13 protein-coding genes are annotated in these 14656 nt (G+C 34.1%); 8 read left to right on the top strand and 5 right to left on the bottom strand.

Annotated elements, in window-relative coordinates:
- Positions 1–351 precede the first annotated feature (351 nt).
- Positions 352–663: a hypothetical protein gene (locus QUF91_RS18920; protein WP_289419039.1), complete on the top strand. Its 312-nt coding sequence runs from the start codon at positions 352–354 to the stop codon at positions 661–663.
- A 184-nt stretch (positions 664–847) separates the two neighbouring features.
- Here QUF91_RS18920 and QUF91_RS18915 read toward each other — a convergent pair whose 3' ends face one another.
- Complete coding sequence (locus QUF91_RS18915) at positions 848–1069, bottom strand: DUF3923 family protein (RefSeq protein WP_289419038.1); 222 nt, start codon at positions 1067–1069, stop codon at positions 848–850.
- A 1099-nt stretch (positions 1070–2168) separates the two neighbouring features.
- Here QUF91_RS18915 and QUF91_RS18910 point away from each other — a divergent pair.
- Complete coding sequence (locus QUF91_RS18910; RefSeq protein ID WP_289419037.1) at positions 2169–2807, top strand: DUF2306 domain-containing protein; 639 nt, start codon at positions 2169–2171, stop codon at positions 2805–2807.
- 1426 nt (positions 2808–4233) lie between these two features.
- On the opposite strand, the gene QUF91_RS18905 is transcribed toward QUF91_RS18910, so the two are convergent.
- The 4 genes from QUF91_RS18905 to QUF91_RS18890 all read right to left on the bottom strand — a co-directional run bounded on the left by QUF91_RS18905 (position 4234) and on the right by QUF91_RS18890 (position 8525).
- Positions 4234–5268: a YdcF family protein gene (locus QUF91_RS18905; protein WP_289420103.1), complete on the bottom strand. Its 1035-nt coding sequence runs from the start codon at positions 5266–5268 to the stop codon at positions 4234–4236.
- A gap of 496 nt (positions 5269–5764) precedes the next feature.
- Complete coding sequence (locus QUF91_RS18900; RefSeq protein ID WP_289419036.1) at positions 5765–7270, bottom strand: hypothetical protein; 1506 nt, start codon at positions 7268–7270, stop codon at positions 5765–5767.
- Between the two features lie 269 nt (positions 7271–7539).
- Entirely contained in the window at positions 7540–7965 is a 426-nt protein-coding gene (locus QUF91_RS18895; protein ID WP_285399335.1) for a GNAT family N-acetyltransferase, read from the bottom strand.
- Positions 7966–7982: 17 nt separating this feature from the next.
- Positions 7983–8525: a GNAT family N-acetyltransferase gene (locus QUF91_RS18890; protein ID WP_289419035.1), complete on the bottom strand. Its 543-nt coding sequence runs from the start codon at positions 8523–8525 to the stop codon at positions 7983–7985.
- A 121-nt stretch (positions 8526–8646) separates the two neighbouring features.
- Here QUF91_RS18890 and QUF91_RS18885 point away from each other — a divergent pair, with 121 nt between their 5' ends.
- The 6 genes from QUF91_RS18885 (at position 8647) to QUF91_RS18860 (ending at position 14607) form a co-directional block, all read left to right on the top strand.
- The gene (locus QUF91_RS18885) at positions 8647–9417 is read left to right on the top strand and encodes a GNAT family N-acetyltransferase (protein ID WP_289419034.1); all 771 of its coding nucleotides are present in this window, start codon (positions 8647–8649) and stop codon (positions 9415–9417) included.
- A gap of 242 nt (positions 9418–9659) precedes the next feature.
- Positions 9660–9998, top strand: a complete 339-nt coding sequence (locus QUF91_RS18880) for a cupin domain-containing protein (RefSeq protein WP_289419033.1) — start codon at positions 9660–9662, stop codon at positions 9996–9998.
- Positions 9999–10084: 86 nt separating this feature from the next.
- Entirely contained in the window at positions 10085–10768 is a 684-nt protein-coding gene (locus QUF91_RS18875; RefSeq protein ID WP_285399331.1) for a VOC family protein, read from the top strand.
- 239 nt (positions 10769–11007) lie between these two features.
- Positions 11008–12006, top strand: coding sequence for a zinc-dependent alcohol dehydrogenase family protein (locus QUF91_RS18870; RefSeq protein WP_289419032.1), 999 nt, complete (start codon positions 11008–11010; stop codon positions 12004–12006).
- Between the two features lie 692 nt (positions 12007–12698).
- Entirely contained in the window at positions 12699–13457 is a 759-nt protein-coding gene (locus QUF91_RS18865; RefSeq protein ID WP_285399329.1) for a formate/nitrite transporter family protein, read from the top strand.
- A gap of 121 nt (positions 13458–13578) precedes the next feature.
- Complete coding sequence (locus QUF91_RS18860) at positions 13579–14607, top strand: DUF1835 domain-containing protein (RefSeq protein WP_289419031.1); 1029 nt, start codon at positions 13579–13581, stop codon at positions 14605–14607.
- Positions 14608–14656: the final 49 nt, after the last annotated feature.

Here is a 14656-nt window from a genome sequence, read left to right as displayed (position 1 = left end):
ATAAGAACAAACGCTATAATAAGAAAAAGTAGCAATCAAAAGGTCCTAAAGGTGATAAAGAAGACCCAGGTATCAAAGGAGATTCAGAAGATGCAAGTAATATCCCTGATGCTTCCACTTCAGTTATTTCTTGTGCAACGGTAACAGGTACAACTAAATAATAATAGTAAAACCCAGGTACTCAATTAATTTTGAGCCTGGGTTTTTTTGAATAAGTAATAGACCTTGTAATTTGAGAATTGGCTGGAATGGTAAGTGAAATAAATATATCAATAAATGTTAATTTGAGATAATGTTAATCTAAAGAAGAAGGTTGTAGTTTGTGAAGTAGAATTATGAGGGGGGACTATTTTGAAAAAGAAATATAGTTTGATAATTACATTTTTACTATGCTGCGGTTTATTAATTACATGTAACTCAAATAGTAAAGTTAAAGCAACTTTTATAGGGGTGATTGAAGAGATGATAAATGATCGGGAAGCTTTTGTTTATGTAAATAAAACAGAAGACAGTCCAGTTTATGGAATAATTTATGTAAACCTTGCAAAGAATCCAGACGAAACATTTCAGGTTGGTGATAAGGTGAAAGTTGGATATGATGGTACAGTTCAAGGTACAGCACCACTTACGGTTACTACACTTTCTGTAGAATTAGTTGAGTAATTTCTAATATAGTAGTTGTACAATGTAGAGTTGCTCTTTGTATAGGACCATAAAAAATACTCCCCTTAGATAACAGATTTATATTTTTTAATCTGTCTATAATAGGGAGCAATGCAGTCTGCGTGACTTTGAAAACGACAAAGAACAGCAAAGCTATTTTAGCGGAGCTGAACTTTTTGTTGAATTATTGCGCTGTATTTTTTCTAACAAAACGAAGGAAAATCAGTAGAATTAGTTGAAATAGTACAACACCTATAAATACAATACCCAAAATAGCGAATGATACCATTTTAATTTCAGGAGTTTGAACTACTCCTACAGCATCAATCTTTCTTACTCCTATAAATATTGCTCCAACAGCAAAAATGATTAACCACATAATATTTATAGCCCACCATATTTTCATAAAAAATAAAACATCCCCTTTCTATCGTTAACGTCGCAATTGGAAATTTATCCTTCAATGGTGTAATTGTAGTGTATTTTCTTTTTATCGGCAACAAACTTTAGACGGTACGACTCCTCAGCCTTAAGACTGATTCCTCCTTATAATTTACAAAAATAAATGACTAAAATACTCCCCTTAGAAATAAATTTATATTGCCTACCTAATAGGGAAGAAGTGGTTTTTTTGTTTATGGTTCTGAAATTCCATTTGCCAACAACAATAAATATAAAACTATTGATAGTGGTATTATTAATATAACATTTGATAGGATACTGAATAATTTAAAACTTATTTCTTTAGACCTAGCACCTAGAATTAACGAAATCACAAAACCAACATCTATCATATAAAAACAAATAGGAATCCAGAGACTGCTATTTGGAAACAACCGACAAATAAAAAAAACAAGTAAAGCGATTATAAATAAAACTAAAGTCAAAATGATTGGATAAAATTCTTTACTTTTTTCATGTTGGTGATTCAAATTATTCCTTCTTTCTGTTTCTATATTTACATATCAGGTATGTTGATTAACCATTTTTGTCCATCCCAATTAATTAGATGGCTCTGATTTCTGTTATGGGTTACTCGCTTTTTTGCTGCCGCTTCGTTTTCGCACAGATAAAACATTTGATGCTGCCGCTTCGCTGACGCACAAATAACATTCGATCCGTGCAGGGGCTCGTCTGTCTCGCTTTCCCGCGGGAATCTTTGCTCCGCGACGAAAGCAAAGCGACAGAAGTACTCGAGTAGCGCTGCGCTATAATTAGTTAAAATAGGGATATATTGTAATAACAGTAAAAAATCTATTGTCGCTCAATAATAAACCTTTTTTTCCTAATTTCAATATGTATGGCTGTTATTTATAATATTAGGCCTTTTATATCCATTTTATTACCACTTATAATGTAAAGCGCAAATCTTATAAAATATAATGTTACATTATGAACAGAGGAAAGTGAGTTCGTTCTTTGATAATTTAATTAAAAGAAAAGTGGAGGAACGCGTGTTAGTAATAGGGAAATTATTTATGGAAATAAAATATTAGGAGGCAGAAATGAATAAAAAAACTTGGCTTATATTTAGTAGCTTAGCTATTTTAATATCTGGTTATTCCATTTTTCAATATTTAATTATGGATGCGCATCAGGCAGGGTTTGTTAAATTGAAGCTTATGTATATTTCTACATTGAATTCGTTTTGGTACACTATGCTTTATATACATATTGTATTCAGTGTAGTAGCGTTAGTAATAGGTCCCTTTACATTATTCTCGAAGTTTAGAGAAAAAAATATCAATCGTCATCGAATGTTAGGGAAAATATATATGATAGGTATTTTATTCGGCGGTGCTTCAGGGCTTTATTTAGCATTTTATGCTACAGGTGGCTTGGTATCACAGTTGGGTTTTGGTTTCCTAGCTATAATCTGGATGATAACAGCATCCCAAGCGCTAGTTAAAATTAAACATAGAAAAATTTATGAACATCAAAAGTGGATGATAAGAAATTATTCCCTAACTTTTGCAGCTGTAACATTAAGAATTTGGCTAGTTTTGTTTACTGTACTATTTGGATTTGAAAATTTTAATCTTAGTTACGCTATTATAGCTTGGCTTTGTTGGTTGCCGAATTTAATCGTTGCAGAATTGCTTATACATAGAAATCGTCAAGTAACAGGCACTTTAATTAAATAACAAATAACAAGACCATTCCGTGATGGGTGGCCTTAATGTTTTTTGCCACCTTACTGCCACCATGTATAGCAAATAAACATGGTATATTAACAGATAAAGAAAAATAAAATAAGGTAAAAATAAACCGACAATCCATTAATTTTAAAAGGATTATCGGATATAAGAAGATACAAAAAAATCTACAATAGGTTAGCAATTCTTATATATCTAGAGCGAATGACTCAAAGATGTTATCGGCATCTCTGGCCATTTTCTCAGTGAGATGGACATAGAGATCTTCTGTGACGGAAGCTCTGCTATGTCCTAATCTTTTTTTGAACAGTTTTAACAGGTGTACCATTCTCTATTAATGTAGGGCTGCACGTAGTTACACAGGTAATTATCAAGTAATACAAGTAGAGGTTTGCGTCAATAGTGATGGTAACTATTAGAACGCTACAGAGTTAGTTGCTAAAATCATGAAAGATGAAGGTATTCCAATTAATAATGTGGTCCAGTACAATCATTTTAGCAGTAAAAATTGTCCTCGAAACATGCGTGAAAGTAAGTTCTTAGCTTATTACTATGGTTAAGAAGGCAAGCTATGGTGAGTTAAAACAGGTACGTTTACTGGAATGGCTGCAGCACAAGTTGGCGCAAATAAGATTAAAACAGCTGTACTTGCACAAGTTGCCAATGTTGTAGCTGCATAATAGTTGTTCAGATTTTGTTTAGGTTGTTGTGTTATTGTATCAATGTAAGATTTCATATTTTTCCTAAACCTAAACTTCAAAAAAAGCCCAGGTACTCAAAATAATTTTGAGCCTGGGCTTTTTTTGTTTATTCATCATATAGAGGGGGGGATATAGGATTTGGAAGAACATAAACAAGTTACTACACCTCTCTCATGTAATTTTTTCGGCGATTCGAGTGTGGGAACCTCTCCAAACGTAGAAGGTATAATCTGATACTATATGTCGATTTGAAAGGGTGTCTTGCACATGTTTCCTTGCCTCCAAGAATTTCATCAATTTCCCTATCTCGATTATAGGCTTATGCCAAGCGGTTTACTCCTCTTACTCTGTAGGATGGTCGCTCTGGAGTGATGGTGCCCTTGAAATTGATGAAAGATACAGTTTCCTCTCACAGCAACGGCTTACATTCGTGCTCGTGCATGGTTCTTGGGCCAATGCTCACTTCTGGGATGGAGTAGCAACAGAACTTCGCAGTCGAGGGCATGTCGTCTATACACCTGAAGATGGGTGATACAAAATAACGTCGATATAACAATGTTTGTAATGGTTTGAAAGTTTTTATATCAATAGGGTGGAGATTGCAATCGCTTTGAAATTATGCCAGCAATCGAGTAGCTGAAATCAGAGCATTCAAATTAATCGAGATAGATAAAGATGGTTAACCAATAAAAGCAGCCTAATAGTGTCTTTAACTAAAAGAATAATATGCCGCATAAAGAAAAGAATAGAGAGATTCCAAGAATTACTCCAACAACTTTCATATGTCGTTTCCGTCCCATTACAACAATAGCAACATATTCACGAACCATTGCATTTGGCCAATAATAAAATGCTGTTTTTGAGCCGATTCCTTGGCTATTCAGACCAGCCTGTCTAGCGTATAGACCAGCACGGAAAAGATGGAAATTGTTCGTAGTAAAAATGCTGTTGTATTTACCATCTGGTTTTAACGTATCCATAATTTGTTTTGAAAATAACATATTTTGATATGTATTTACTGAACGATTTTCTTGCACAGTATGCTCGATAGGAATTCCTTTTTCAATAGCATATCTTTGCATCGCCTCCGCTTCTGGAAGATTCTCATCTGAACCTTGCCCACCAGAGAAAATTATTGTTGGTGGTGTTGTAACAGCTGCTTGTTTCTGATAAAAATCAATAGCTTTATTAATTCTACTTGCTAGAAGAGGTGGTACTTTATCGTTAATTAACCCACTGCCCAGCACGATGATAAAATCTTGGTTATACTTTGGCCTATTAAATTGATATAGGAAATAAGCAGTTAGGAAGTTTGATAGATGGATCGAAAAATAAAAAATAATTAGCGAAATTCCACCAAATATAGGTTGGAACATATTGGATAAAAAACTTACTGGATTTATGATAGGGATTAGGATATAAAGTAAAATAATGATAGCTACAATTAAAGTTAAAGAGTTTGCTAAGCTTCTTCCTTCTCTTTTCATTAAAACTCTTGCATTAAGAAATAGGCCGAACATCAAAGCTACAATTCCAAAAGGTATAATGAAGAAAAGTGCTAGTAAAGGAATAATAACTATAAGCTTTATATGGTTATTTTCAGATACTAGAGATGCAATCGTACAAAATAAAAGAAATGAACAGAAAAAGGCATTAAATAAAAAGCCATTTATTATTTTTCTAGGATCCTTCAGATAAGAAAAAAGAAAAATAAAAAATAGGATAAGCGGAATAAATCCGAAATACATAAAAGTCATACACACCTCGACTATATATTATTGATTTGTTTATTATTTAAAGAAAAAATTGAGTATCAAGCTGTTTTAGAGAATGTTATTTCAATTTTAGCTCCTACATACTAGCTTAAATTATTGAAATTACGTCCTTTTTACATAATCCTTAAAAAATTCTTTCAGATGCTGAAACAATGTGATATTATCTGTGACAATTTAATTTTACCAAGAAAAGAACATGCTGATTGAACTGCACCTTTAACTATTTTTCTTGTTTACCTGGTGCAGTTCCTTTTTAAGCTTCTGACTACTCCCACAGCTAAAGCAGCGGGGTTCTTATATACTTAAGAGAAGCGTTACAAAGCTCTCCACAGATGGTGTTGCCATGTCCTGTGTACAACATCTTTGATTTATCTTCTGTTCTATAAGACTTTCTTATTTACACAACCGATGTTGTGTTGGCAATAAGTTTTAACGAAGGCAGGTAGCTCTACCTACGGAGGAATACCCCTCACTTGATTTGTTTGATACCCATGCTAAGAGGGAATATTTTCTTTACTTGTTTCAAGTCTTCTATATGTTGATTGTGTAACTCTAAAAAGGTAATAAACGTTTTCTTGCATAAGTCTTGATTTGTTTGTTGTAAATTTGTATCACTATTCATCAGTAAAAACGCACTATATAAATCCCGTTGTACGAGATGATTGCCAATTTGACTCCAACGTTGATGGAGTTTTTTCTTTTCATAACGATCCGTCACATGGTTATACTGACTGGCTTTAAAGGTGATCGTATTTACTTTCTGTATCGTTTGCTTTGTGTAACCTAATTTTTGATGGATGATTTCCACTAACATGGCAGGGGCATGGTTCCCAATGCTTTTTCCAAAACGTTTTTTGGATTGGAATTTGCCCTGATTATTTGTTTTGGTTTCTTTTGTACGCTTTGCTAATCCTTTAAAATGCATGGTTTCGATGTACACTTCATCGCCAAGAGACAAGATTTTATTGGCTAACGCACCATGTTTTTCTTTAATGTAGGAAGCTTTCATTCTATATAATTCTTTTACTTGTTTCTTTGTTTTTTGATAGTTTTTACTAGATGTCCAACGGAGTTTGACGCCATGTTTGATAGTACCATCCTTGTTGAAATTGTTAGGATTGGTACTTCTACGACTTCTATCCAATTTGCGTAATAAACGTCTTTTTTGTTTCTCCAATAAAGGTACTTCTGGCGCAAGTTGTTGGATGAAAACGGTTTCTTCTGAAACAACCGCAATGGTAGAAGGACCGATGTCAATACCTACTCGTTTTTGTTTTTGATAGGCATGCCGAAAGGCTCCTGTAGATGAAATTCTCTTTGCAGGAGGAATCCCATTCATCACGAGTTGTACGTAAAAAGTATGTACTCCACGAATCACTTTTTTGACTAGACGACAATAATTAATGGTATGAAGAGCAAGGGATTCTTCTACAAATAAATCTTGTTTGCGAATACGAACAGGAAGGGTTAATCCGTTCCAATAGACAACATTCTCTTTAAATCGAATGCCTGCTTTATTAGATTTCCCTTCTACAGAATGAAGCATTCCGTAACGTTTAAAATGTGCTTTGCTCCCTTTAAATAGAACATCCTGAACCGCTTTCCAAACAGTAGAGGCGATTTTCTGGGAAGTATTGCTATCTATATGTTTTTTATAGTTATGTTGATGCTTTTTAATATACGCATGCAGTTGATTTTCACTTAATCCAAAAGATTGACGAATGTTATTTAATTCTTTTGCGGTCTGCTTCAATTCTTTTGTATCATTAGATTTTTTCGCTTTTTGGTAGCAACGTAATTGTTTTCGATAGTGTTTTGATTCCTGCATTAAAGTATATTGTTTTACTGCATAAGACAAAGTCGTATTATAGAGTGTACGGGCAATTTCAAAACGTTTTAATAGGATATCCGTTTGCCATGTATCTATAACTAACTTGAGTTCTATAATAAAACAATCTTTTTTCGATTTTGTCATTACCCGTCACTCCTTTATTTTTTGATTATTCACAATATACAATAAAAACGTATGTTCTGTAAAGAAAAAAGCACTTCATTCCTCCCACCTCTGAAGAAGTGGGCTTCCTGAAGCTCAATTCTGTGAAATAGTGATGTAGAAAACAAGTATAGAAACAATTAGTAGAGGTATTTAAAGTTATATAACATCGCCTATAGCATTTTCTGGTTTCCGTCGAAGTTTGATAGCCCATGCACAATGATGAGAGCTCAATTTTTGTTTAGCAGCTCCTATGAAAGATCCTTTTTTAAATAATAATGTTTATAATCTCTTCCGACATTGTCCAATGTACCATAGATTTCATATCCATGATTTTGATAAAAATCTAAAGCTTGAAAACTTAAAGTATCTACCTTTATGAAATCACATTCGTTATTTACAGCAATTTGTTCAATGTCTAATAACAATTTAGACCCATACCCTAATCCACGAAGATCCTCATCGATCATAAGTGTATGTATCTCTAACCAATTCCAGCAAATTTCCCCCAGAATGCCTCCACGAATTTGATCTTTTTCATCTGTAAGAAATAAATTGATTTCTTGATATCTACCCCTTAAATCATTTGGAAAATGCTTTAAATTAAATTCATATAACTTGTTATTAATATAAGATTTTTTGCCAGTATCTAGTTCTTGTGAAATTTTGTATTGCATGAATTATTCCTCCTCTTTTATATTGGGAATTTTCGTTTCCAAATCATATGGTGACTGTTTTCACCCCAATAATGCTCAAGTAAAAAGTCTGGCTTGCCAAATTTTTTCTGCCAAATAAATTGAGCCTGTTTATAACCACTATCTAAACAAAAACCTCTACTATTTTTACTCTCTAGCGTTGTTAACATTTTTTGAAGTAACATCGTTCCTATACCTTGATTTTGATAGATGGGGTGCACAAAAACTGTCCCAATCTCAGGAAAGTCTGTTAGATCTTCCTGAACGTTTTTTTGAATCAATTCATTTGCGATACCATATTCTATTGTTCCTACAATTTTCTTTGTCTCCTCGTGAATTGCTAACCAGAAAAATCGCTCCTCACCTTGGCTATCTAAATCCAATTTTAAATAATGTTTTTTCATTTCCCATTCGCTTTTTTGCTCGTCATAGAGCTCTGCAAGTCCTTCCTTTGCATATGTATCGGCAATAACAAGTAAAAAAAACTTATGCAACTCTTCGGTGTCTGTTGGTTGGGGACGGCTGATGATAATTCTCTCCAAATGTATTCCTCCATTTCAAGTAGCTGTAATATTATTGTAAATTTATCAAATGAAAAAGTTAAGTGTATTTTGATAGCAACTCCCCGAAAAGATGTAATATAAGAGAGAAGGGGATGGTAAAGTGGATTATATTCAAATTACTAGGAACAATATTGAACAGGAGCATATATGTTGTGCACTTGGTGCGAAGCAATACGAGCATGCGGTGAAAGAAAAGAAGGAATGGCTAATGAACCGCATGGATGAAGGATTGGTCTTTTATCGTTTAAATGATCGGGCAAAGGTGTTTATTGAATATTTACCTGCAAATCAAGCTTGGGTTCCAATTAATGCACCGAATTATATGTATATTAATTGCCTATGGGTTTCAGGTAAATACAAAAATCAAAATCATGCTAGACAATTGTTTGAAAAGTGTAAGGAAGATGCACTAGCGCAAGGTATGGATGGCATCGTACATATAGTAGGAAAGAAAAAACTCCCATTTCTAAGTGATAGACGTTTTTTTGAACATTTAGGATTTACAGTTGTAGATTATGCAGCATCATATTTTCAGCTAGCTGTCTATAAATTTAATGATAGGGTAGAAGATCCTTCGTTTAAATTACAGGTGAAAAATCCTTTAGTCAACAATAATGGTATTGTGATATATTACACAGCTCAATGTCCGTTTGCAGTAGGTGTTATAGATGATTTGAAAAATATAGCAGAGAAAAGGGGCATTCCTTTTTGTGCATATCAACTAATGACGAAAGATGAAGCGCAGAATGCACCTATCATATGGACTACCTTTGGACTGTTTTACAACGGTCGGTTTATGACACATGAAATTATGAGTGCAAACAAGTTTGAAAAGTTATTAAATACATTATGCCTTTCTCATAAACTTTAAAATTAGAGCAAATAAACAAATACCTACCAAAGAGCCTATAGTAAACGACCAAGAAAAATAATCGAAAAAGATGTATGCAATTAATATTCCCAGTATATAGCCGAGGGTTGTGCCCAGCAATTGTTTTTTGATATTCATCGTTCCCACTCCTTACTGCGTGAATTTTTTGAAATAATATTCTTTATTTATACTGTATAGAAATATTGGAAAAATATCCATAGGAATGAAGGTGTTGATTAGTTTTGAAAATTAGCAAACAGTATGCAGAACATTATAGTTGGGGAGATCAATGTGATGGCTGGCATTTAGTTAAAAACAATGAGCTTAGCATTATTCATGAGCGTATGCCCGCTAAAACAGCAGAGGTAAATCATTATCATCATCATGCACAACAATTTTTCTTTGTGCTATCTGGAACAGCAACAATTGATATTGACGGAAAACGTATCGTCTTACAGAAGAATGAAGGAATTGAAGTGCCGTCCCTTAAACCGCATCAGATGCGAAATGATTCAGAGGATGATGTAGAGTTTTTGGTCATTTCACAGCCAAATAGTAGAGGCGATCGTATCCAACCATAAAGTAAGTTTCATTCTTTTGCATGAGGTAGATATTTATTTTAGTAAGTATAGTAAATGCTAACAATTGCAAAGGGGATGTTTTACGAATGAAGATTACAAAGGTGACACTATATGTGTATGATGTACATAAAACGAAAGAATTTTACTGCAATCATTTAGGATTTACATTAATACGGGATACGGATAATGTTTTTGATATAGCTGTTGGTGAAAGTGTTATCACTTTTGAAAAAATATCGTATTTGGTTAAAAAGCAATATCATTTTGCGTTAAATATTCCATGTAATTTATTTAAGCAAGCGAAAAGCTGGGTAAAAGAATATGCAGAATTATTATTTTCAGAGGGACAGGATGAAGTATATTTTGATACATTAAAAGCTCATTCTTGTTATTTTTATGATCCAGAGGGAAATATTATTGAGCTCATTTCAAGGCAGGAAGTAAATCCAAAACAGGATGTAAAGTCTTTTTCACCCGAGCATGTACTAAATATTGCCGAAATGAATTTAACGACGGATGCTATTTATTCAGTAGCCGATAGTTTAAAAGAATACGGTATAACGCCAATGAATCATAACGAAATTCGCTCAAATGCTCTCACGTTTATGGGGAACTATGAGGATGGAGCAAATTTACTTTTAGGACCAAGTGAACGAGTTTGGTATTTTTCTAATAAAAAAGCAATTGTTAGTCCTATTAAGATAGAAATCAATAAAAACTTGCAACTATGTATGACCGAAAACGGTGATTTTACCATTTCACAGCTTTAAAAACACCATCAGACCACCTTATAATTTTTATTGAATAAAAAAGTATATTTATTCGAAAAGTGATTAGGGGAATATTTAATATTCGCAATAGCTAAGAAATTAAGCGGAAGAAAAACTGCTCATAAAAGCCCGATTGGTGAAGACAAATAATCGGTGGAGATAAGAAAAACCACTCCTGAAGGTTTCATTTTGAGTAGTTGCAAAAAATGCTATTAATCAATCATAAAGGAGTTAATTTTTTGAAAGCTAAAAGCATTAAATTATATGAATTTGGAAGCCCTCGGGAAGTTTTAAAGTTTGAAAATAAAACGATTTACCCCCCTCAAGAACAAGAAATTCTTGTTCGAATGCTGGCACGACCTATTAATCCTTCCGATTTAATACCAATATGGGGGAAGTATGCTCATCGAATTTCTTTACCAACAATTCCTGGCTATGAAGGAGTGGGTATTGTAGAGGAGGTAGGTCCGTTTGTTTCTAAAAATCTTATCGGAAAGCGTGTATTACCTTTACGAGGAGAAGGAACTTGGCAGGAAATTGTAAAAACAAACGCAAAATTTGCAGTACCAATTCCAAATTCTATAGATGATTTTACTGCAGCACAAATGTATATTAACCCAATGACGGCTTGGGTGACTTGTATAGATATTTTACAATTGCAACCAAATGATGTTTTATTAGTGAATGCCTGTGGGTCCGCAATTGGACATATTTTTGCTCAGCTGGCAAAATTGCTAGGTTTTCAGTTAATCGCGGTCACTAGAAATAATAGACATACCGCTGATTTAATTCAGCTTGGAGCTTCCTATGTAATAGATACCTCTATTGAACCGCTCTATGAGAAAGTAATGGAACTAACGAATGGAAGAGGTGCTGATGCTGCTGTTGATTCTATTGGTGGGGCAGCAGGCAATGATCTTGCTTTCTGTTTGAAACCTGGAGGCAATTTTTTAGCAATTGGTCTTTTATCAGGTGTACAAGTGAATTGGCAAAGTATTGTTAAAGAGGCAAATGTCAAGGCAAGTATGTTCCATTTACGTCATTGGAATAAACAAGTCTCGATAGAAAGATGGCAAGATACATTTCATCAGTTAATCAATCTCGTTAATAGTGGTACGTTAAAAATGATGGTGGTTGATTCTCATTATGATTTGTTAGACATTAAAAAGGCAATAGCGGCAGTTGAATCGTCTAAAACAACTAAAGGGAAGGTTTTTTTAACTTCTTTCAACGGGTGACAAGCTATTGATAGCCTATAGAGAAACGAAGGGGAGTCTATTCTACCCTTCGTTTTTTTAGCTTTGGGTATTCATTCGATCTCAAGTGCTTCTTTTGACCAAGTTATTAGCTGATGAATAGTTTGGGTTGGCTTCATTATCAAGTCAGCTACCATTTCTGGAACATCTGAAAAAAGGTACAACCTCCGTTCCATAAACCTTACAACTTTTGTCACTCTTCACTTTTTAAATACATGAATATATGCTTATTTGATGCAATTTACTTTAAATTTGCTTAAAACCTAAATTTTTGGATGAAATTTGATAAAATGTAACTCTTGTTTATAAGTGGCTCATCACAAAAAGTTGTGGATGACATTTGTTAAAACGTATGCCATGTATATAGGTTAATCTTCGTTACGGCTGGGCGACTCCTTAGGGATTAGCGTCACAGATGAGACCCTGGAGCGAGCATACAGAGGAACGAAGGCTAAAAACATCACGTCCTGTGATAACGCCTTCGTGACCTACATCGTGTAGGCCCAAGCGGCTCATCGGACGCCCCTAGGAAAGCGCCCAGCCGAACGGAAATCAACCACACGTTATGGTGAAGAGCCTTATAAGTTGATTAGAGTGGAAATGGGGTGACCACTTATGATCAGCGTTAAAAACGAGTTATTAAATTAGTTTGATGTTTTTTAGGAGATGAAAGTATGAAAGAAACAATTTCTGCTGTTTGTACAACAGCTGGAACAAAAATTAGAATGATGAAGCAAAGACCTGTCAATTATTTCCTGCAGGCGATTTTTGGAGGACTTTTTGTTGGTTTTGGTATTATGCTCATCGTTACTATTGGCGGCTTATTAGATCCTGCTGGGGTACCGAGTATGAAGATCATACAAGGATTAGCATTCGGTGTGGCACTTAGTATGGTCATGATGGCTGGTGCAAATTTATTTACTGGTGATAATTTAGTTTTAACGGTTAGTACACTATCAAAAAAATCATCCCCATTAGAAATGTTAGGAATTTGGTCGTTTAGTTACATAGGGAATTTCTTTGGTGCTCTTTTAGGAGCCTTATTATTTTATAACGCGGGGCAAGTAGTAGGAGACACAGCAGCTTACATTGAAAAACTGGCTACAGCTAAGATGAACGCTGGCTTTGTTGCACTTTTATGTCGAGGTATTTTATGTAATTTACTAGTATGTTTGGCAGTATGGTGTACCTATAAATTAAAAACAGAAACCGCAAAATTAGTGATGATTTTTTGCTGTATTTTCCCGTTTGTTACAATTGGATTTGAGCATAGTATAGCAAATATGACATTGTTTAGCCTTGCTCTCTTAATACCTCATGGTGAACTCGTATCGTTTGCAGGTGCCATTTCAAATTTAGTACCCGTAACGCTAGGTAATATCATTGGGGGAGCTGTTATTGGTTTTGTCTATTGGGTAAATGCAAAAGATTAATATTCAGTAGTTATTGCTATTGCAGCTTCCTTGGTACGACAATTAGTAAAGCTTAATTTATTTAGTTATGATAATCTTAGTATTAGCAAGGGTAATAATGTTTCATGAGGGAGTGAAGATTGTGGAAAATATTAAGAAATTGAAAGATGCGATACACAAATTAAGTGAAGCAGATGCAAAATCCATGCTTTTCTTTTCCTTAATTAATAAACAATCAACTGAAGATATGCAGCAATTTATTTTAAAGCAAGCAGAAGATCACACCAAATTCAAAAATGCACAAACTGTACATATTGTATTTGGTCATTCTACTGGTGGAAGCTTGAGAGCCGCATTCAGAGAGACGGACTATGAAATTACTGAAGATATTATTATTTTGCCAAGTGATTTTTCTGTTGGTCCAGTAAATGATTTACATAAAGAGTCTGGAATTAAGGCACGTGTAATGTGGTTACAAGAGCGATATAGTATAGATAATGATGAGCTAAAAGTTTATCAACAAGATATAATAGATGCTTTTGAAAAAATAAAGAATATCCCTCCTCATCAGGATATAATGATTTGGACATGCCAAAATGCTCATGAGCAAACAGGGCTCCGTCTAGTTTTGGCATTGTTAAAAAATAAGCTAAATCGTGTATTTGTACTAGATACTTTTCAAGCATTTCATGAAACTTATACGTTTCCGCAATTAGCCGAAGAAAATTATCCGATGTCTTCAGGAGAAATAAAATCAGAGGATTTACTCCTATTTTATGAACATTACGAGTTACGCCCTTTAAATAAAGCAAAACAACAAGCATTATATGAGGAAGGCTTAGGAATGCTTGTTGATGATTACAATATAATCCGTTCGTGGGAGCATCATGAACTTTGGCACAATATAAATGAAGATCGGGATGATGCTTTCATAATTACATGTGCTAAACGTTTGCATGAGGAGGATGGGGAAGTTATGTATAGAAAGGCAGCAAGATTAATTGGGGAAGTATTGGGACATATGGAACAATATCGTGGCAGTAGTTGGATTGAATATCGTTTGCGCACTTTAATTAAGCAAGGCGTCTTTACATATAAAGGAGATCTAGCAGCCATGCGATTATATGAAGTAAAATTAACGGATGAATACTTAACAAATCCCATCTATTAATACTTTGACTTTGAGATAAATCATAGATAGAATGACAGGTAGAGTTACT

The organism is Lysinibacillus sp. G4S2 (assembly GCF_030348505.1).
In the GTDB taxonomy this organism is placed as follows: Bacteria; Bacillota; Bacilli; order Bacillales_A; family Planococcaceae; genus Lysinibacillus.
This window is presented reverse-complemented; position numbering and strand designations above follow the sequence as displayed.